At 44.8% G+C, this 21,057-nt stretch carries 19 protein-coding genes; 18 read left to right on the top strand and 1 reads right to left on the bottom strand.

The genetic code is table 11. The features are described from left to right. Window positions 1-140: 140 nt before the first annotated feature. From LSG31_RS04055 to pnpS, 7 genes are all read left to right on the top strand, one after another. Entirely contained in the window at window positions 141-1,922 is a 1,782-nt protein-coding gene (locus LSG31_RS04055; protein WP_347438128.1) for a methyl-accepting chemotaxis protein, read from the top strand. A gap of 584 nt (window positions 1,923-2,506) precedes the next feature. Next, entirely contained in the window at window positions 2,507-3,259 is a 753-nt protein-coding gene (pstB, locus tag LSG31_RS04050; RefSeq protein WP_347438127.1) for a phosphate ABC transporter ATP-binding protein PstB, read from the top strand. 19 nt (window positions 3,260-3,278) lie between these two features. Then, complete coding sequence (gene phoU, locus LSG31_RS04045; RefSeq protein ID WP_347438126.1) at window positions 3,279-3,941, top strand: phosphate signaling complex protein PhoU; 663 nt, start codon at window positions 3,279-3,281, stop codon at window positions 3,939-3,941. A gap of 52 nt (window positions 3,942-3,993) precedes the next feature. Beyond that, window positions 3,994-4,155 carry a YrrC family ATP-dependent DNA helicase gene (locus LSG31_RS04040; RefSeq protein ID WP_347438125.1) on the top strand — a complete coding sequence of 54 codons (162 nt, stop codon included), beginning with the start codon at window positions 3,994-3,996 and terminating at the stop codon, window positions 4,153-4,155. Between the two features lie 12 nt (window positions 4,156-4,167). Further along, complete coding sequence (gene recD2, locus LSG31_RS04035; protein ID WP_347438124.1) at window positions 4,168-6,180, top strand: SF1B family DNA helicase RecD2; 2,013 nt, start codon at window positions 4,168-4,170, stop codon at window positions 6,178-6,180. Window positions 6,181-6,205: 25 nt separating this feature from the next. Continuing rightward, entirely contained in the window at window positions 6,206-6,901 is a 696-nt protein-coding gene (locus LSG31_RS04030) for a response regulator transcription factor (protein WP_347438123.1), read from the top strand. A gap of 12 nt (window positions 6,902-6,913) precedes the next feature. Then, entirely contained in the window at window positions 6,914-8,701 is a 1,788-nt protein-coding gene (pnpS, locus tag LSG31_RS04025) for a two-component system histidine kinase PnpS (RefSeq protein WP_347438122.1), read from the top strand. 8 nt (window positions 8,702-8,709) lie between these two features. On the opposite strand, the gene LSG31_RS04020 is transcribed toward pnpS, so the two are convergent. Next, the gene (locus LSG31_RS04020) at window positions 8,710-10,230 is read right to left on the bottom strand and encodes a malate:quinone oxidoreductase (protein ID WP_347438121.1); all 1,521 of its coding nucleotides are present in this window, start codon (window positions 10,228-10,230) and stop codon (window positions 8,710-8,712) included. 369 nt (window positions 10,231-10,599) lie between these two features. Between LSG31_RS04020 and LSG31_RS04015 the strand changes: the two genes are divergently transcribed. From LSG31_RS04015 to LSG31_RS03965, 11 genes are all read left to right on the top strand, one after another. Beyond that, on the top strand, window positions 10,600-11,394 hold the full coding sequence (locus tag LSG31_RS04015; protein ID WP_347438120.1) for a diguanylate cyclase domain-containing protein: 795 nt from the start codon (window positions 10,600-10,602) through the stop codon (window positions 11,392-11,394). A 26-nt stretch (window positions 11,395-11,420) separates the two neighbouring features. After that, window positions 11,421-12,101, top strand: a complete 681-nt coding sequence (locus tag LSG31_RS04010; RefSeq protein WP_347438119.1) for a putative bifunctional diguanylate cyclase/phosphodiesterase — start codon at window positions 11,421-11,423, stop codon at window positions 12,099-12,101. An 81-nt stretch (window positions 12,102-12,182) separates the two neighbouring features. Continuing rightward, the gene (locus LSG31_RS04005) at window positions 12,183-12,851 is read left to right on the top strand and encodes a nucleotide exchange factor GrpE (protein ID WP_347438118.1); all 669 of its coding nucleotides are present in this window, start codon (window positions 12,183-12,185) and stop codon (window positions 12,849-12,851) included. Beyond that, window positions 12,838-14,715 (top strand): Hsp70 family protein, encoded by a 1,878-nt coding sequence (locus LSG31_RS04000; RefSeq protein WP_347438117.1) that lies wholly within the window; start codon window positions 12,838-12,840, stop codon window positions 14,713-14,715. Before LSG31_RS04005 ends, LSG31_RS04000 begins: the two co-directional genes overlap by 14 nt. Before the next feature lie 26 nt (window positions 14,716-14,741). Continuing rightward, a complete protein-coding gene (locus tag LSG31_RS03995; RefSeq protein ID WP_347438116.1) occupies window positions 14,742-16,004 on the top strand; it encodes a J domain-containing protein in 1,263 nt (420 codons plus the stop codon). A 239-nt stretch (window positions 16,005-16,243) separates the two neighbouring features. Then, window positions 16,244-16,786 (top strand): hypothetical protein, encoded by a 543-nt coding sequence (locus LSG31_RS03990; protein ID WP_347438115.1) that lies wholly within the window; start codon window positions 16,244-16,246, stop codon window positions 16,784-16,786. A 249-nt stretch (window positions 16,787-17,035) separates the two neighbouring features. After that, complete coding sequence (locus LSG31_RS03985; protein WP_347438114.1) at window positions 17,036-17,878, top strand: DegV family protein; 843 nt, start codon at window positions 17,036-17,038, stop codon at window positions 17,876-17,878. Window positions 17,879-18,418: 540 nt separating this feature from the next. Continuing rightward, window positions 18,419-18,934: a ComF family protein gene (locus LSG31_RS03980; RefSeq protein ID WP_347438113.1), complete on the top strand. Its 516-nt coding sequence runs from the start codon at window positions 18,419-18,421 to the stop codon at window positions 18,932-18,934. A 333-nt stretch (window positions 18,935-19,267) separates the two neighbouring features. Next, window positions 19,268-19,693 (top strand): TIGR03826 family flagellar region protein, encoded by a 426-nt coding sequence (locus LSG31_RS03975; protein ID WP_347438112.1) that lies wholly within the window; start codon window positions 19,268-19,270, stop codon window positions 19,691-19,693. A 196-nt stretch (window positions 19,694-19,889) separates the two neighbouring features. Next, window positions 19,890-20,195, top strand: coding sequence for a flagellar biosynthesis anti-sigma factor FlgM (locus tag LSG31_RS03970; protein ID WP_347438111.1), 306 nt, complete (start codon window positions 19,890-19,892; stop codon window positions 20,193-20,195). A gap of 355 nt (window positions 20,196-20,550) precedes the next feature. Then, window positions 20,551-21,048: a flagellar protein FlgN gene (locus LSG31_RS03965; RefSeq protein WP_347438110.1), complete on the top strand. Its 498-nt coding sequence runs from the start codon at window positions 20,551-20,553 to the stop codon at window positions 21,046-21,048. Window positions 21,049-21,057: the final 9 nt, after the last annotated feature.

The raw sequence follows: 21,057 nt of genomic DNA, 5'->3' as shown, positions 1-21,057 counted from the left end.
ATTTAATATTGCTTTACGGTAATACAATCTGTACATGTTACGATGACATTTGACAATGTTTGTTGATGAGATTTGCTGCAACACAATGGAGATGCTGGTGTTCCGGGTGGTCAGACATTGCTTCATTAAGGGGTGGACACATGTTGAAACGAAAAATAGTAGAAGTATTGCGAAACATTCCGGCTCGATTGCGTGGACGAATGAAGTTTATGGGTGCTTGGAAAGGGTTTATGACTCTCGGCATGGAGTTTAAGGTGCTGGGAATGTTATGCATCATGGCGATTGTTATTACAATTACATTAAGCATTCTCGGTTTGACAAGGATCAATCAGGTGATTACAGAGTCCAGCCTAACCAAACTGCAGTCAGATGTCAAAGTGGGACTGACTTTGATCAATAATCAGTACAATGGCAATTGGAGCATCATTGGCGGGAAATTGTGGAAGGGAGATTTTGTATTTAACAATAACGATTCTGTAGTGAACATGCTCGGGCAGGAAATTGGGGATTCCATCGCCGTGTATCAAGGGAATACCGCAATTGCCACTACGATTCGCACAAATGCCGGGAACTATGCGACAGGCATCAAAGCGCCGCCGGAGGTTGTACAGGCGGTATTGCGGCAAGGCAGAAGTTATATCAGTCAAGCGACGATCGCCGGACATATTTATCAGACGGCGTATGAACCGATCAAGGATGGTCAGGAAAAGATTATCGGCATGTGGTTTGTCGGGGTTCCGGTAAGCAATCTTGTGGCCCAGGAAAACGCCTTGCGCAATGAATCCTTTGCAATCGGCGGACTGTTGCTTCTTGTCGCGCTTTTGGCAGGGTGGATATTGACAAGACGAATGGTGAAGCCGCTGAAGAGACTAGTGGGGAATGCCGAACGCATTGGTGCGGGAGATTTTACAAAATTGGAAGAAATACGCACAAAGGATGAAATCGGAAAACTTGGCAGTGCATTTAATGAAATGGTGCTCTCATTGAAAACTTTAATATCCGAAATTAGCGGCGTGTCAGACCAAGTAGCGGCATCATCGGAAGAGTTGGCGGCGATTGCGGAGGAAAACAGCAAAACTGCCATACAAGTGACAGCAACCATTCAGGAAACGGCTTCTGGTGCAGAACGTCAGGTGCAAAATCTTGAGAAAGTGGTGCAGATTGTTACAGATATCAAGAACGAAATCCAGAAAATTGCACAGAATTCACAAATTGTATCGTCATCTGCAACGGAAGCATCCGAAATCGCATTTAATGGAAATATGTCGATCCAGCTTGTCATACAGCAAATGCATTCCATTCATCAAAGTGTGGCGGGATTGGCAAGTACGGTTCAGGATCTGTCCAAGCGTTCCATCGAGATTGGGCAGATTGTCGATGTCATCACGAGTATTGCGGATCAAACAAACCTGCTTGCTCTAAATGCGGCGATTGAGGCGGCAAGGGCAGGAGATAGCGGGCGTGGATTTTCCGTGGTGGCAGGGGAAGTGAGAAAGCTCGCGGAACAATCGGTATCATCTGCAAAACGGATTTCTGCCATCATACATATGATTCAGGAAGAAACGCGAGAAGCTGTGAAATCGACAGAAATCAGCACAAAGGAAGTCGCGGAAGGTTTAAACAGAGTGAACGCAGCCGGAGATTCATTTGAACGGATCAAGCGGGGAGTTCAAGTGGTGGTTGGCGAGATCCGGGAAGTTTCGGCAGCCTTGCAGCAAATGTCGTTAAGCACCGAACAGCTAAAGGAACGGACATATACAATCACCAATGTATCCAGACTTTCTTCGGAAGCCATGCAGGCCTTGTCCGCTTCCAATGAAGGCCAATCCGCTTCCATGGAAGAGATTGCTTTATCCGCTTCATCCCTGAGTGAAATGGCAGAACAACTGCAAAATTTGACCGGTCGCTTCAAAGTGCAATAAAGCAATTTACAATTCGTTAACAATATCAACATATTTTCTTGACATTTGCATAGTACGATAAAAAGGACAATCTTAAAATTTGTGATCGTATAGGCTGGTTATGTGATAGGACGATTTTACTGCGTTTTGATGGAATGCGTAAAGTTTTTGATAGAATCCTAAAAAATTTCGGTAGAATGCTTAAACACAATATGCTTAAACATGATATAGTTTTGTTGGGAATTTTCGAAGATACACGACAAGCACGGGGAGGGGCAGATCTCCGTGCTTGTCGTGTGGTTTGTATGAATGGATGAAAGGATTTTACTACTGCAAGGGGGCAGATACATGTTAGAAGCAAATGACCTGTGTGCAAATGAATGTTCTTGTCGGTTTCACCACAATGAAAATGACGGATTTTATCTGCGAAGTTCCATTCTCCGAATATTTATGGTACGTTTAAAAATAAGAAATTCCGGAGGATACGCAACCATTTAAAAATAGGACAATATATAAACGGTTATGCTAAGATAGCACAATCCCGGGTTTCTTGCAGCATACTTCAAATTGACTCAATGATCGTACTTTTTTATTCGAGGTGGATTATGGAACGACAAATTACTGTGCGTGATTTACAAGCCTGGTATGGGGCTTTGCATATATTAAAAGGTATTTCCATGGATATTGCGGCAAATGAGGCGACCGCCATCATCGGACCGTCCGGCTGCGGCAAGTCAACATTCATCCGGTGTTTAAATCGGATGCATGAATCCATTGGCGGCACCAAGGTTACCGGCGATGTCAAGTTGGGCGATCAGGACATTTATTCATTGGATCCTGTCGATGTACGCCGTACGATTGGCATGGTCTTTCAAAAACCGAATCCGTTTCCCACGATGTCGATTTTTGAAAATGTGGCTGCCGGTTTGAAAATCAACGGCATTCGCAACAAATCGGAAATTCAGGAGCGGGTGGAAAAAAGTTTGCGCATGGCAGCTTTGTGGGAAGAAGTCAAGGACCGTCTCCATGCCAGCGGCATGAGCTTGTCGGGAGGCCAGCAGCAGCGGTTGTGCATTGCCCGCGCCTTGGCGATCGAACCGCAAGTATTATTGATGGATGAACCGGCATCCGCCCTTGACCCGATTTCGACATTACGGATTGAAGAATTAGTAGATCAATTGAAAAGCGATTATACGATTGTCATTGTCACGCACAATATGCAGCAGGCAGCAAGGATTGCCGATAAAACGGCGTTTTTCTTAAATGGGGAATTGATCGAATACGGCAAAACCACAGATCTGTTTACAAGTCCGCAAGACAAACGTACAGAAGATTACATTACAGGCCGTTTCGGCTAATGAGAAAGGGGTACTTGGAATGATCAGCAACCGCCAACACTTTGACGCACAATTGCGTGACGTAAAGCAAAATTTGACAAAAATGGGTGTTCTCGTTGAAGAATCACTGGCAAAAGCAACACAATCATTAAAAGAGCTGCAAGTTCCCCTTGCTTTGGAAGTTATTGCCGATGACCGATTGGTCAATAAAATGGAGCAGGAGATCGACAGCCAATGTGCTACATTAATCGCGACACAGCAGCCGGTTGCCACAGATCTGCGCAAGATTATTTCAGCCATCCGCATCGCAAGCGACCTGGAGCGAATTGGCGACTTGGCTGTCGATATTGCCAAAGTGACGAAGCGGCTGGACGGGGAGACACTTGTCAAACCGTTGGTGGATATCCCCAATATGGCGCGGATTGCCCAGCAAATGATTCGCGACAGTATTCGCGCGTATATTGATGAAGATATCCGGTTGGCGAAAAAAATGTGCGAAGATGATCATCAAGTGGACAAAATGTACAAACATATCGTCGGCGAAATCCTTGAAGCCGTTCCAAAACAGGCCGCACATGCGCAACAATTTATGCAATTGTTGTTCGCCGGGCGCTACATCGAGCGAATTGCCGATCATGCCACCAATATCGGTGAAAGTGTTGTCTATATTGCGACAGGTGTGCGAGAAGATTTGAATCAGTAAGATCTGAATCCGTAACAGGAAATGACGTTTACTCGTAAAAGGAGGAATCCGGATGGCAGGTGAAATGGAATCTGTTGCAGGAACAGTCATCCGGATTACGTTTGAGAATCCGCAAACGGGTTATCGTGTAATAAAAGTACAGCAGAGCGGCTCCAGGGAAGAAATAGCAGTCGTGGGTACATTGCCCGATGTGTTGGTAGGACAGGAGTACTGATTTGTCGGCAAGGTGGTGCAGCATTCCCAATACGGGAAGCAGTTTGAAGCTTGTTCGCTGGAATTTTTGCCGCCTTCCACACAGGAAGGCATGGAAAAGTTTCTGGCTAGCGGATTGTTGCGCGGAGTCGGCCCGTCAACCGCAAAAAAGTTGATGGCCGCATTTGGCGAGCGCGTGTTTCAAGTAATGGAGCATTCTCCGCAGGACTTGCAGAGCATCCCGGGAATCGGCCCAGCCAAAGGGGAGAAGATTGCACAAAGCTACAAAGAACATCAGCATGTGCAGCGCTTGATGGTGTTTTTGCAATCCTATGGGATTGGCTTGGCGCTTGGGTTGAAATTGTACCGAACGTATGGCGAAGAAGCGATCCGTATTTTGCAGCATCAACCCTACCGGTTGGCGACAGATGTCAGCGGCATCGGCTTTCGGACTGCAGACAAAATCGCCAAGACACTTGGCATTCCACATGATTCGCCTGAGCGGATTCGGGCAGGAATCGCGTATTTGCTGCAACAAGCGCTGGATGACGGTCATGTATGTATGCCCTTTGATAGCTTGTTTGCCAAGGTTCGTACAGAATTGCAAGTCCCCCACTTGCACGCGGATGAGGCGTTTTCCCTCATGCAACAAATCAAAGAGTTAGCAGTCGAGCGGGACGCAACCGGTCGGCTTTCTGTATATTTGCGGCCCTATCTGGCGATGGAGGAATATGTGGCACAATGGTTTTTCGATAAAATCCAGGGACCAGGCCAGGGATTTGCCGGTGCGGAATGCATACAACACGATCAATCCGTGGAATCTCTTTTGTCTTCCGAGCAAATGCAGGCAGTCACAGAGGCATTTTCCACACCTGTGCTGATTTTGACAGGCGGACCTGGGACAGGAAAAACCACCACGATCCGGGCGATCCTGCAGGTGGCCCTGCAATTGGGCTGGCAGACCGTTTTGGCGGCTCCGACCGGACGGGCAGCCAAGCGTTTGACGGAGACGACAGGGGCCCCAGCAAAGACGATCCACCGGCTTTTGGAGTATGGACAAGTAGAAGGGGCGGGGGGACAATTTGCCCGCCATGCCAATCATCCTCTTGATGGCGATTTATTCATCATCGATGAAGTATCCATGCTTGATTTGCAGATGTTTTATTATCTCTTGCGGGCCCTGCCGCCACATGGCCGCTTGTTGTTGGTCGGCGATCAAAACCAACTGCCGTCGGTAGGTCCCGGCCAGATTTTAAAGGATTTGCTCGATTCGAAAACAGTGCCTTCCGTCACACTTACGACAGTATTTCGTCAAGCGCAGGCAAGTCTAATTGTGGAAAATGCCTATCGCGTTTTACATGGACAGATGATTCGGAAGGGCGGCAGGGAGGATAACTGTTTTTTTCTGCCGGTCCATGATCTGGATCAAATGGAACAACTGCTGCTTGAACTGGTGCGTACTCGCTTGCCGGCCTTTTTACAATTGGATGATCCTTATGACAGTTATGAACACATTCAGGTGTTGGCGCCGATGCGCAAAGGGCGGTTTGGTGTGGAACGTTTCAATCATTTGCTGCAGGAAGCGATCAATCCGTTCGCACATGGGAAAAGGGAAATTCGCGCACAAGGGATCACCTTTCGGATCGGAGACAAAGTATTGCAAACCAAAAACGAATACGAGAAAGACGTGTTCAATGGCGATATTGGCAGAATTGTCGATGTGGATGCGGAAGATGGGCGGATGACAGTTCTTTTCCCGGATCAGCGAACGGTCGAATATGAACAGCACGAGTTTGACATGTTGCAGCATGCGTATGCAATGACGATTCACAAAAGTCAGGGCAGTGAGTATCCGATCGTGATTTTGCCGATGGTCATGGAGCATGCCATTCTTTTGCAGCGGCAAATGTTTTATACAGCTCTGACGCGGGCGCGCCGGCTTGCCGTCATCGTCGGGCAGGAGGCAGCCGTGAAAAGGGCAATCGCCACATCGAAAATCGCACACCGCTACACCAATCTTGCCGAACGATTGCGGAGAGAATGTTAAGAAAAATGATGGAGGTCATGCTGGAATGGCAAATCGCGTTCTTGTCGTTGATGATGAAGAATCTATTGTAAAGTTGATTACTTACACGTTTCAGCAAGCTGGATTTGAAGTCTTTACAGCAGATAACGGAAAACAGGGAATGGAGATTGTAAAGCAGGAACAGCCGGATCTGATTATTTTGGATTTGATGCTGCCGGAAATCGATGGGATGGAATTGTGCCGGCGGATGCGCAAAGAGGGAATCAATGTGCCGATTATCATGTTGACGGCCAAAGACGATGAGATCGACCGCGTTCTCGGTCTGGAGATGGGTGCGGACGATTATGTGACAAAGCCTTTTAGTCCGCGGGAATTGGTGGCACGGGTGAAAGCGGTGCTGCGCCGATCCGGAGATACGGAGGCAAATGTCAAAAATGGCATTTTAAAATGCGGGGATATTGTAGTAGACGCCAACAAATATGAAGTGATGGCATACGGCAAGCATATCGAGCTGACGCCGCGGGAATTTGAACTATTGTTGTATTTGGCCAAGAATATGGGCCGCGTGTTAAGCCGCGATTTGTTGTTGGATAAAGTATGGGGCTATGAATTCGCGGGAGATACCCGAATCGTAGATGTGCATATCTCCCATTTGCGCGACAAAGTGGAACGGGACCCCCGCAATCCGATCTTTATAAAAACCGTACGGGGCGTCGGTTATAAATTGGTAGAACACGAGTAGAGGGGATAAACGATGATTCGCGGGATTCGCTCAAAAGTCATGTTCACCTATATTGTCGTGATTTTAATCGCACTCGGCATCTTCGGCATCTATGTCATGCAGTTTTTAGAGAGTATGTATATGGATACAGTCAAAGATCATTTGCGCCAGGAAGCGTTATTCATTTCATCGGCGATCACGCCGGAGGACAAATCGGATAGTTTGACCAAGTTGGTGCAGCGGCTGAAGAACAAGACAAATGAAGATGTCACCATCCTCGATGCGAATGGGAATGTGATGAACAGCACGTATCCTGTCCAAATGGACGGAGAAAACCATGCCAAAAATCCGGAAGTCGTGGAAGCCAAATCCCATTCTTACGGTTCGGCGATCCGGTTTGTCCCAAAGTCCAATGTGGAAGCACTGTATGTTGCGGTTCCGATTCGTATCGATGGTCATATCAACGGGTATGTCCAAATCTCCACTCCGGTTGATGCCATTCATTTGCAGTTGCAGCGGTTGACGGAGCGGGTTGGTTTGGGTGCATTCGTTGTGGCGGTGTTGGCGATTTTCATGACATGGCGGGTGGCCTATGTGATCGCGAAGCCGATTGAAGACATCACCAATGTGGCGAAGGAAGTCGCGGAAGGCAATTTGTCCAAGCGTGTCCGCTATCGGGGCAAAGGGGAACTCGCGACACTTGCGCAAGCGGTCAATCACATGGCTGCACGTTTGAGTGAACAGCTGGAAACGGTCACATACGAAAAAACAAAATTGGAAAGCATTTTAAGCAGCATGGTCGCAGGTGTCATCGTCGTGGATCGCTCGGGCAGAATCACATACGCCAATGAGTCGGCCGCCAACATGTTCGGATATTCTGTCGTTTTTTTGAACAACAAATGGCATTGGGAAGTCGGCCACAATTACGGCATGAGTTCATTGGTCGATGATGCCATTCTCTATGCCCGCCATCACAAGCAGGAGATCCACTTTCATGTACCATCCGACCGGACGGTGGAAGTGAACATTACGCCGATTCTGGACGTCTATCAAAATGTAATCGCTGCGGTGGTCGTCTTGCATGATGTTTCCGAGTGGCGCAGGATGGAACGGATGCGCAGCGAATTCGTGGCAAATGTCTCTCATGAATTGCGAACGCCGGTTACAGCAGTGAAAGGATTCGCAGAGACGTTGCTGGATGGAGCGCTCAATGACCCGGAGACAGCAAAAGCATTCATTACGATCATTAACGATGAGTCGGAACGCATGACCCGGTTGATTGCAGATTTGCTGGATCTGTCGAGAATCGAATCGAAACAGACGATCCTCGATAAAGTCACGATCAATCTGGAGCAATTGATTGAAGATACTGTTTACAAGCTGGAGCATCATGCGCAGCGGGCTGGCATCGCGCTTGCATATCGAGGCGTTTTGGGGCGCGCTTCATCAGACACATCGCTCGAATCCGATGTATGTGTGCATGTGGATCCCGACCGCATTTCCCAAGTCCTCATCAATCTGATCAGCAATGCAATCGCATATACGGGTGAAGGCGGCTCGATTGAGGTGTGGATCGAAGAGCAGCCGGATACGTATACGGTTCACGTCAAAGATACGGGCATCGGGATTCCAGAGAGTGATATTCCCCGTCTATTTGAACGGTTTTACCGGGTAGACAAGACCCGTTCCCGCAAATCCGGCGGAACAGGACTTGGTCTGGCGATCGTAAAACATATCGTCGAAGCCCATAAAGGCAAGGTACATGTGTACAGCGTCTATGGCAAAGGCAGCGATTTTTCCTTTACGTTGCCGCGGGTGTAGGCCGTTACTTATGATACGCTTCGGCGTGCTATCTGTAACGGCAAGTTTTTGCTTAGACCAAGCGTCCGCGTTGTTGAACTATGAATTTCGTGGAAAAGCTCCGGGTTTTTCAATAGTGACACGCCATAAGAAGGAATCATTTCTTTTATTTTCGGTTCCCACGCTTTTATATGTTGCGGGAAGCATTTTTTTATTAACTCAAGCATGACGAAAACGGCGGTAGAAGCACCCGGAGAAGCGCCAAGCAATGCAGCTATCGAGCCATCAGCGGCACTAATGACTTCCGTACCAAATTGAAGCGTTCCTTTGCCGTCGGCAGCAGTATCTTTGATAACTTGCACACGTTGGCCCGCTACCACTATATCCCAATCCTCGCTTTTGGCGTTCGGGACAAAATCCCGTAACTCTTCCATGCGTTTTTCTTTCGATAACATAACTTGCTCGATCAGGTATTTTGTCAATGGAACGTTTTTTGCGCCTGCTGCCAACATAGTTACGAGATTATCCGTTTTTACGGAAGTTAACAAATCAAACATTGAACCGTTTTTTAAAAACTTTGGCGAGAAGCCGGCAAACGGTCCAAAGAGCAACGATTTTTTATTGTCGATAAATCTTGTGTCAAGATGCGGAACAGACATTGGAGGAGCACCAACCTTAGCTTTACCGTATACTTTTGCATGATGCTGCGCTACAACATCCGGATTATTGCACACCATAAATAGTCCGCTTACCGGGAATCCTCCAATATGTTTCCCTTCAGGAATACCGGATTTTTGCAGCAAATGCAGGCTTCCTCCACCGCCGCCGATAAAGACGAATTTTGAAGTCACGCGTTCGACGGTGCCGCTATCGATATTCCGCACTTTCAATTCCCATGAGCCGTCGCTGGTACGTTTTATATCATCAACATTATGTTTGAATTTTATATCGACGTTTTTACTCTTTAAGTGGTCAAACAACATGCGTGTTAAAGCGCCAAAGTTGACATCAGTTCCTGAGTCGATTTTTGTTGCCGCTATAGGTTCATTCGATGTGCGGCCTTCCATAATAAGCGGAATCCATTCCTTCAATTTTTTCGGATCATCAGAAAATTCCAACCCCTGGAACAGAGGATTGTTTGAAAGTGCTTTAAAACGTTTTTTCAAGAACGCTACATTGTTTTCCCCTTGTACCAAACTCATATGAGGCAATGGCATGATAAAGTCACGCGGATTACGTATCAGATTGCTGTTTACAAGATAGGACCAAAACTGCTTTGAAACCTGAAACTGATCATTAATTTTTATAGCTTTGCTAATATCTATGGATCCGTCCGGTTTTTCGGGGGTGTAGTTAAGCTCGCACAGTGCCGAATGCCCCGTTCCCGCATTATTCCATTCGTTAGAGCTTTCCTCACCTGCGTTTGCGAGCCTCTCAAACACTGTAATTTCCCAGTCCGGTACTAATTCTTTCAGCAGCGAACCCAAAGTCGCACTCATGATTCCGGCACCAATTAAGATAACGTCTGTTCTAGTTTGTCTGTTGCCCATTTTTACCGTCCTTATATCCTATGATTTGCAGAAAGGATGCAGACGCTCCTGCTTAGGTGTCACAGCAAGCCGGGAAGCAATCTGATCACACACCTTTTCTGGATCAATTATATCCTGATAATAGTGTATCACTATTATTTATAGATTTAAACATATACTAGTATATGATAGTTACTAGTATATAATAGTTATAAGCCATTTAAAAGCTGGTAAAAAATGAGGAGTCCGTCCACAAGGCTCTGAACAGTATGTATTCGAAGACATGAATGCAAGAAACTGTAAAGCGAAAAATATATTCTTATCTGTCAAATTCTTGTACAATAAAAATAATTGGCATCCAATTATCTATTGGTCTGGAATGGTGATGGAATGAAATATACAGGCAGAATAATTGCTTTATTGGCTATGATCAGTAGTTCGATTGGTTGGAGCACTCGACATGTTATTAAATATGGAAATCTATCCGGTTCTCAAATCATTCTTTTGATTATATATGCAACAATTGGTTGGTTTCTAGGAAAACAGTATGATAAAGCCAAATTCTATTCTGAAAAAGATATTCTGACAGGGCTTTATAATAGACGATTTGTTTATGATAAGTTCTCAAAACTTTTTCACAGAAGCTTGAAAAATAGCATGAAAAATTCCCGACTTTACAAAAAAGAAATCGGAGTCGCCATTCTTTATATTGACTTGGATCGCTTTAAATTGATCAATGATTCTTTAGGACATCACATTGGAGACCAAATCCTTACATGCGTTTCAGAACGACTGAAAGTATATGCGGATGAACGGGATATTGTCGCACGTATCGGAGGCGACGAATTTGTTTTTGTATTGTACGAAGCGCAGTCGGATCAGATTAAAAATAAAGTAGAGGCGATCCTGCGCGCATTGTCAACCCCATATTTCCTTGAAGAAAACGAACTGTATCTGACCGTAAGTATCGGAATCAGTCAAAGTCCCGATCATGGGCAAGATATCAACGAGTTGATTGCCAAGGCGGATACTGCCATGTATCGGGCGAAACAACAAGGGAAAAATCAGTATCAATTTTATATTGAGGAAATGAATGCAGACACATTGGAACGTTTGGAACTGGAAAAGCATTTGCATAAGGCAATTGAAAAAATGAATTTCTTTTATATTATCAACCGCGGATAGATTTGAAGACGAACACGATAATCGGAATGGAAGCATTGATCCGTTGGCAGCATCCGAATCGTGGGTTGATTCCTCCCCTAAAATTTATATCCGTTGCAGAAGAGACAGGCCTGATTGTCCCCATTGGAGAATGGGTGTTGTATACTGCTTGTAAACAAAATAAAGAGTGGCAGGATGCCGGCTTTGTTCCGTTACGAGTCTCTGTTAATATATCCGCTCGTCAATTTCAAAACAATTTGGTTGCTACTGTGAAGAAAATTCTAGATAAAACAGGATTAGCTCCACAGTGGCTCGAATTAGAAATTACAGAAAGTATGCTGATGATAAACGTAGAGGAAGCTGTGCAAACATTGCATCAACTGAAAAATTTGGGGGTTCATTTATCGATTGATGATTTTGGAACGGGTTATTCTTCCTTAAACTATCTCAAGCGTTTCCCTATCGATTGTTTAAAGATTGATAAATCTTTCGTAAGCGATGTTTTGTCGGATGCTTCTATTGCCAATGCAGTTATTACGTTAGGACATAATTTAAATCTGCAAGTGATTGCGGAAGGAATCGAAAAACAAGAACAAGCCATTGCTTTGCAAAAGCAAAACTGTGATTATGGACAAGGATACTTTTTCGGCCCTCCAGTTTCTAAACAGCGGTTTGAACATTTTTTGATGGGGAATTCCGACAATGCTGCTTTAAAAATCTCCTCCTAAAGATCGTGCAGAGGGTATCGGAAGATTTAAACATCCGTACAATAGTTTATAGGATTTAGTATTTTGAAGGAGTTCTCAGTTATGTTGAATTGGTTGATTGGAAGAATCACTTCTTCTGTAAAAGAAACGTTACATCCATTGAGTGAACAAATAATTGAACAAATAAGTGAACAAAATCAATCGTTGGAAGAACAAGGGCGGTTGCTGGAAGAACAGCTGAGCAAGCTGACACGTCTGCAATATAAAACCGGTAACGATATACTGGGAAAATTGCAAAATCTAAATGAGTCGATCGGAACGGTTATTCAATGGCAGGAAGTTCAAGATACTGCTGAAAAAGAACGCAACATTCAGACCGAAACGAAACTGAAAGAAACGGCGGAAGCATTGATCCGCTGGCTCGATGATCTGGATTTGGTTCGTTCCCGCACGGAGAGTGAAGAACAGGCGGCATGGAATCGATTATTTGAGCAGTGGAGCGAACAGATTTTGCACGTGCTTGACAAATTGGACATTCACGAAATGCAGGTTCTCGGAAACAGTTTTGATCCGCGATTCGCAGAATCGATCGGCACCGTTCCGAAAACTGACGCAAGAGCACACTTGATTCTGGCTGAAAGCGGACAAGCTGATGTTCCCTACCAAGTCATTGAAGTCGTAAAACGAGGGTTTGTCTGGAAAGACGGATCATTGTTGCGAAAGGCGCAGGTTATCACTTTGGAAAAGGAGAAATTCGATGACAATTTATAATGAAAAGAATGAACATGCGTTTCGACCTATTGTCGGGATTGATCTAGGTACAACAAATTCAGCAGTTGCCTATATCCATAATGGAAGTCCCGAAATCATTCCGTCACCAAATGGCGACCGCATCATCCCCTCTGTTGTTCTTATCGATTTGCGGGACAACGTCATAGTCGGCAATGAAGCAAGAGACGCTCTTGTTGCAATGCCTGACCGATCGATTGCCGCCATCAAGCGCAAAATGGGATCGCAAGAACCTGTTTCGATTGCCGGACAAGCCTTGCTTCCACAGGAGATTTCCGCCCTTATTTTAAAAGAACTCAAATCATATGTTGACGATCTGTATGGAGAGGGAGAAAAGGAAGCGGTCATTACAGTACCGGCCTATTTCACGGATGAGCAGCGCAGAGCAACGAAAGAAGCAGGGGAATTGGCGGGATTTATCGTTGAGCGTATTATTAACGAACCAACTGCAGCGGCTCTCGCTTTTGCGCTAGACCATATGGATGAAGATCGGCATTTTCTTGTATATGACTTGGGCGGTGGTACGTTCGACGTATCTGTCGTTGAGATGATGAGCGGCATACTGGAAGTCAAGGCATCTACCGGGAACCGCCATTTGGGTGGGGAAGATTTCGATTGGAAAATCGTTGATTGGCTGTCGGAAAAAATCATTGCCCAGAGTAAGCTGGACCCCAGGGAAGATCTGCGGGCGCGTGCGTTGCTGAAAGAAGAAGCGGAAAAAATAAAGAAAGCATTGAGTGAGGAAGCAGTCGTTTCTGTTGATTTGCCATTGGTGACAGTGAAAGATAATAAACCGGTCGGACTGTCAGTAGATTTTTCGCGCGATCAATTTGTCGAATTGATTGACGATATGTTGCTGGAAACGATCGAAAGCGTCCGCAGCGTGCTCAAAGATGCCCAATTGCATCCAGATGATATCGATGAAGTGCTCTTGGTTGGGGGATCCACAAGAATTCCCAGAGTGCGGGAACTGATCCGGCAAATATTCGATAAAGATCCGCGCACGGATATAAATCCGGACGAAGCGGTTGCGTTAGGTGCAGCAGTCGAGGCCGGTTTGAAATCAGGAGCTTTATCCGACAGCGGACTTGTCGCAACAGATGTGGCTCCGTTTTCCATGGGGATCGCCGTCGTAAAAGAATGGAAAGGAGTTGCCGAACGTCCGGGCGGGTTTGCTCCGATCATTCCTCGGAATACCACGATTCCGGTAACTAAGTCGCAAACATTCTATACTTCCGTGCCGGGACAGACCGAGGTAGCGATTGAGATTTATCAGGGTGAGCATGATTGGGTGAAACATAACCATAGATTAGGGGAGTTTTTATTGGGAGGCATCCCCGCCAATTTTGAAAAACAGGAAAAAATAGAAGTAACGTTTCGTTATAACTTAAATGGAATCCTGGAAGTGTCGGCGATGTGCCTTTCCACCGGGAAGCAAATGAGTGTCGTAGTACAAGACGCATTGAATCGGGATTCCAAAGCTGCGTTCCAAGAAAGTATGGAACGGCTGGACAGCTTATGGCAGAATGCATCCTTGGTTGAAGCTGATGAAGAGGCAGAGGATTTGGAAGATATCGATTTCCAAACCTTAGATGAATTATTGGATGATATTGAGTTGGAAGAGATCGATGAAGATAACGAGGCAGCACCGACCGTGCTGCACGAAGAGGCAAGGAAGCTGCGGGAGCGTGCCTTTGTACTGATGGACGAGCTGGATGCCAAAGGGCGGGAACGGGCGCAAAAAGTCATTGATTTATTGGATCTTGCGCTGCGAGACGAAGACATCTATCAATTGGAACGGGTGATTGAAGAAGCTGCAGATGAATTGATCGATTTAGAAATTTAAGCGAATGGAGCAGATGGTGTATTCCGATGGAAGCCACAAAAAAACCGACGCGAAAAAGACGGAGCAAGCCAAAGGTCGAAAATTATTATAAGATTTTGGGCGTACGTGCAAATGCCAGACCGGAAAGAATCAAAGAAAGTTATATTCAACTGGTAAAACAGTACCCGCCCCAACAGTATCCCGAAGAATTTCAACGAATTCGAAGAGCTTACGAGACGTTGCGCGATCCTGCAAAACGGCAGGAATACGATTTGATGCGCAAATTCGGCGGTTCCATTGAAAATATGCTAAATGAAGCCGTGGAGTATATGGAGCAGGAGAAATGGACAGATGCCGAGAAATTATTAACGCAAATTCTCGATATTTCTCCGAACATGCTAGGTGCAGGTATTGGACTCATGCATGTGCAAATATTGAAAGGCGATTTGGAACAGTTTGAGCGGCAATCCCGACAGCTCTTGGAACGAACGGACTCAATCGAGGATCAGGTGAAGATACTCGTCATCAAGGCGAAATTCCTTCTTGATGAGGATCATACTGAAAAAGCCCTTGATGTATTGCAGCAATTGCAGGAGCAATACCCGGAATACGCAACCATGTATCGGAGGTTGTATATTCATGTGTATCAGGCATTGGGGCGGGAGGAAGAAGTTTGGAATCTGATTGAATCTGAATTGCCGTCGGTCGAAACGCAGGAACCTGAGCACATTTTCCTGTTTATCGAGTGGATCAATGCGATGGTCCGAACGGGAAAGTGGCAGATCAAAGATAAAGTTCAAAAAAGAGTGCGGCAGTTTTTAAAATCCATTCAGGCGGAAGATGATAAGCTGTTGGTGATCAGCGCTCTGATTGATGAATACGAAGGATTTTTTGAAGCTGCGATGTTTCGTGAAGCGGAACTGTTTATGGATCTGATTCATTTTTCGGATCCGAAACACCCGTTGGTACTGGATGAAAGAAAGGACTTGCAAAATCTGGTCCGCATTCAAAAAGAAATCGATCGCATGGCCATCGACAGGGATTTATTCCCGTTGGTATTCATGAAGGCTTCGAAATGGTTTTGGGATGAATTCGACGACTCTGATGCCTCCTCCATGTATGATCAAATGCTTCCCAAGGAGCTTGTGCAGGAAATGGAATTCATGCATGAGGAAATGGCTGTAGGCATCAATCGCCTGAAGAAGAGGTATCCGATTGTGTATCGACGCTATCAGAGCAAGTGGGATCAATTGTTTGAGGAGAAAACAGCCGGCCTGAACCGTGAAGCCCGACGACGATTGGGCAAATGACATGGTAGAACCCCGAACGCATCTTCGCTGAAACATCAAACGCCGGGTACGTTATAGTGCGTGTTCAAAAAGTGGTTAAGTAAGACACAAGGAGTGCGAAGCCGAAGCACGAAAAGGCGACGGAGTGTACGTGTTTGGTACATGAGTAAGCCTTTTTGGGATTCGGCAAAGCAATCCGCCGTGGAGTTTTGACTACTTTTTGAACATCCTCTTATAGATTGTTGATGGAGCGTGAGATTATGGACGAAAACATTTTGCTTTCACAAATGGCAAATTTGTTGCGTGAAAGTGAAAAGCGGCTGGGAGAAACATTTGAAAGAAGATTGAATGAATCTCTAAAAGACTCAGAAGGCCGGATGCAGAAGTATGTAGATCAATCCCTGGCAGAGTCAGAAGGCCGGATGCAGAAGTATGTAGATCAATCCCTGGCAGAGTCAGAAGGCCGGATGCAAAAGTATGTAGATCAATCTCTGATAGAGTCTGAAAGTCGGATGCAGAAGTATGTAGATCAATCTCTGGCAGAGTCAGAAGGCCGTATGCAGAAGCATGTAGATCAATCTGTGAAAGAATCAGAAGGTCGAATGAAAAAATATGTAAATGACGGGTTTCAGGAAGTTGTAAAACATATGGATGCGATATCTGAAAAAGTAGATGATGTTAAATTTCAGGTCAACGTGTTGGAAAAGCGAGTGATTGACTTGGACAATACGATCCGGTTTGTAAATAACACCGTTGGCAACCTGCAATTGGACGTACACGTACTGAAACAAAAAGTACAATAACTCAAGTGCATCAGCTAAGGTGCAACAACAATGGCGCAATATCTGAATGCGAATCGAAATACCCTAAAATATAACGTCAAACATAACGTATAAAACAACGTATAAAATAACGCCTTTTTAAATTAGGATCGTCAGCCAAGCGCAGGCGGTCTTATTTTTTCGCGATTTTTGTTTGACAAGGAATGAATGTTACACAAGTCAGCTTATGATATGGTAAGATGTCTCTACAGTATGATTGGAGGGAATTCAATGGCCAAAATTGCGATTGTCACGGACAGTACTGCAGCAATTCCACCGGAAGTTGCCCAGGAACTCAATATTTTTATCCTGCCTCTTGTTGTAAATTTGGGGGAAGACAGCTTTAAAGAAGGCATTGATATACATACAGATCAATTTTTTCAATTGTTGGAAAGCGCGCCGATATTGCCGACAACATCCCAACCGGCAGTGGGAGATATGATTCAGACATTTGAAAAAGCGCTTGCAGCACATGATCAGGTAATCGCGGTTCTTCTTTCGTCTGGATTAAGCGGTACATACGCTTCCGCAGTTACTGCAGCCAATATGGTCGGGGGTGATATCACCGTTATCGACTCCCAAATCACGAGCGAACCGATGGCCCGCATGGCAATCGAAGCGGCGACAATGGCACGGGACGGGAAAAACAAGGAAGAGATTCTCGCACATGTGGAAAGATTGATCCGTACAGCAAAAGCATTTTTCGTCGTTGACCAACTGGATCATCTGCATCGAGGCGGGCGAATCGGCGGTGCGGCCGCTTTGTTTGGTTCCCTTTTGCAAATCAAACCGATCCTGACTGTTCAGGATGGGAAAATTGAGTTGTTCGAAAAAGTACGAACAAAGCGCAAAGCACTCGATCGCATCATCGAATTGGTCAAACAAAACATAGACCCTGACCATTTGCAAATCAATGTGATCCACACGCGGCGTCTGGAAGAAGCGCAGCAATTGGAACAGCGTGTGTCAGAGGAATTTCCGGGGGCTATTACAGAAATTCATGAGTTAAGTCCGGTCATTAGCACACATGTCGGTCCGGGTATTTTGGCTTTATTTTATTATCAAAGGCCATAGAACGGTCCCTAGTTTTCTTAGATTTAGCGACACATCTCTTGCGAAATGTGGATCGTCTACTTATTTGAAAATTTTACTGCGTTTTCAAATGATTTGATATCATATTGGAAAATTTCTATGAAAATTTTTCGCAATTGGAGAATCGTCTATCTTTTCTAAGTTTGCGAATGGTATAATACAAACAATTTCAGATAAGCAGGAGTTGTTGATTCTATTAAAACTCACTTAAAAGAATCGTATAAATCTGCACTCAGATGTATCGCTCCATGGTGGAATACAATTCTCAATCTTCTCTATCCGACTCTATGCAAATGCCTCGTTTGTGAAACTTCATTATCCGAAGAACAATTGAAACACATGGGTCTATCAGAGATTCCGGAATCACGCATCTGGTTATGCCATGCCTGCCAAAGTCGAAAAAATCCGATCACAGCTGTAGACTGTGTCATTTGCGGAAAAGTTTTTAATTATCACTCGTATCACAATGATTCAAACAATGATTCAAACAATCGCTCGGGTTTGCTGGTTTGCTCCGAATGCATGGAACATGAGCGGCCCTTTGTTTTTGCCCGTGCAGCGGTTCGCTATAAAGATACGGCGAAAGATCTGATCCGGATTTTAAAATTCGAACGGAATCTGGAAGCGGTTCACTGGTTAGGCATATGGCTGTGTGAAGCTTGGACCCGGTATTTTGCCGAAATTCCTTTTGACTATATCGTACCGGTACCGCTTCATCCAGACCGCTTGCGTCATCGCGGATTTAATCAAGCGTATGTTTTGGCAAAGCAACTTAGCGAATATTCCGGAATACCTATTCTGGAGCCTCTCCAGCGCATTTCCACGCGCAGCAGCCAAGCATCCCGAACTCGCATCGAGCGCTTGCGGTCGTTCGAAGGAGCTTTTCAATGTTCGGAAACATTTCATAACAAGGTTAGCAATGCAAATATTTTGTTGGTGGATGATGTTTTTACAACCGGTGCGACGGTGGAAGCATGTACCAAGGAATTGTTGCACAAGGGATGCACAGGTGTATGGGTGTTGACAGTTGCCCGGTGAATTGATTTTGATCTTGAAAAAAGCGAGTGGTTTAAGATAATGGAAATGGAAATGGATATGTTTCTAGAATGGGAACCGAGCGGATTTGTAACACCCCAATCGTATAAACTATTGGAATTCGTAACCGATATTCGTTGAATACGGAAAGCATAGTGTGAGATTTGCAAAACCATGGTACACTTACAAGAGAAACATATTGTGGAATCGGTTCCTACAACAAAGCCGTGTGCAAATCAAACCATGCGCATACGAGTTGAATATGTTTCTCCATACATATACTTGACTCACATTTACGCTTGGATCACATTTTACCAAGAGGAGTGTACGTGTATCATGGCATTAGCAAACTGTCCTCTGTGCGGGAAGTTGTTTAATAAAGCGTTGCGGGATGTCTGTCCGGATTGCATTCGGGCGGAAGATGAAGCGTTTCATACCGTTCGCGATTATCTGCGCGAACATAAGAATGCCAAGCCTTACGAGGTATCGGAAGCGACAGAGGTTCCTCTTGGCACGATTTACAAATTTGTGCGGGAAGGCCGTTTGATTGCTTACCATTATCCGGGCCTGCACTATGAATGCGAGCGTTGCGGAGCACCTATTACAAAAGGCAAGATTTGTGATGATTGTATGAAAAACTCGCTGCAGCATGTGCAAAAACTGAAAGAAGCAGTAGCGGCAGATCGGGAAATGAAAATGTATAATCAATCGAAATCCGGCTATTATTCGAATATAAAAAATGATTTTGATAAAAAATTTTAGCAGTAAGAAAAGTAACGATACTATATGAAAAGAGAAGCATAATTGAGGAAACGAGTTAATTTAACGCATATTAAAAGAATTTACCCGTTACCATTTCAATAATCTATGCCGATACAGAATGTAATACGATCTGATCGGCATTTTTGTTTGGGATAAACACAAGAGATCAAGAAGGAACGGTCAAGGGGGAATATTTGTGAAAATCAATGAATCGCAGCCTGTCCAGCGCGTCAATCCATATCAGAAGCATTCCTATTCCGGTCGGGACTCAAATCAGATAAAATCGGAACGGAAGACAGATCAAGTGTCGATTTCCGAAGAAGCGATTCACTTGGCGCAGACGCCGGATGCAGAGGAATCGGCAGTACAACAAGCAGAACGTGCGAATCGGGAAAACCGAATCCATGATTTAAAGTCATCGATTCAAGATGGAACATATGCCGTGGATGCACGGGAAGTGGCACGGAAGGTCTATGACGCATTTTCACAATCTCAATCTTGAGACTTTTATGTATTGATATAGTTCCAAAGTTTATAGAAAGACAAACCATAAATCGGGACGAAGCGAACGAACAAATGGAATTGAACGATTTTTGATTGATCTTTTTTCATTTATTTTTCTAAATGGATCTTTTTTAATGTATGTGTTCAAAAAGTGGTTAAGTAAGACACAAGGAGTGCGAAGCCGAAGCACGAAAAGGCAACGGAGTGTACGTGTTTGGTACATGAGTAAGCCTTTTTGGGATTCGGCAAAGCAATCCGCCGTGGAGTTTTGACTACTTTTTGAACATCCTCTTTAATGACATGACGCATGGATCTATAGTACGGCCAAGCCGTTCAATTGGGGGAGAAAAGAAATGAGCCAACTTGCCTTGTTATTGGATACAGTTGAAAAACTATATGATGCACATGTGGAATTGTTGCAATTGGCTGACCGGAAAAAAGATGTATTGATTCAAGGCGATATAAAAGAATTGGATCGGATTGTGCAAGAAGAAATGGGATATTTTAAACTCCTGTCTTCCCTTGAACAAAAGCGTCTGCAAGAGTTGAAATTTATAGCCATGCAAGAGCGAATCCCCGAGCAAGATCTTACATTGTCAAGACTGCAAATACTCACACGAAACGAAGACGAAAAAAAACGAATGAACCACCTGAACAATGAATTTCCAAAAATCTATCAAGAATTAAAAGAGAAAAATGACTTGAATGCGCGTCTTTTATACCAATCGTTGCAATTCGTCCATCATACGATGCAATTGCTCTATCCGGATCCGCAAGATGTTACATATCAACCCGCAGATGCGGGCAGCTATGGCAAGCAACAAACATCTTTGTATGATTTCAAGGCATAGTGAGGAGGC

It is taken from the genome of Fodinisporobacter ferrooxydans, from assembly GCF_022818495.1.
Taxonomy (GTDB): domain Bacteria; phylum Bacillota; class Bacilli; order Tumebacillales; family MYW30-H2; genus Fodinisporobacter; species Fodinisporobacter ferrooxydans.
The sequence above is the reverse complement of the archived record's forward strand: the minus strand, read 5'-3'. Positions and strand labels throughout refer to the sequence as shown.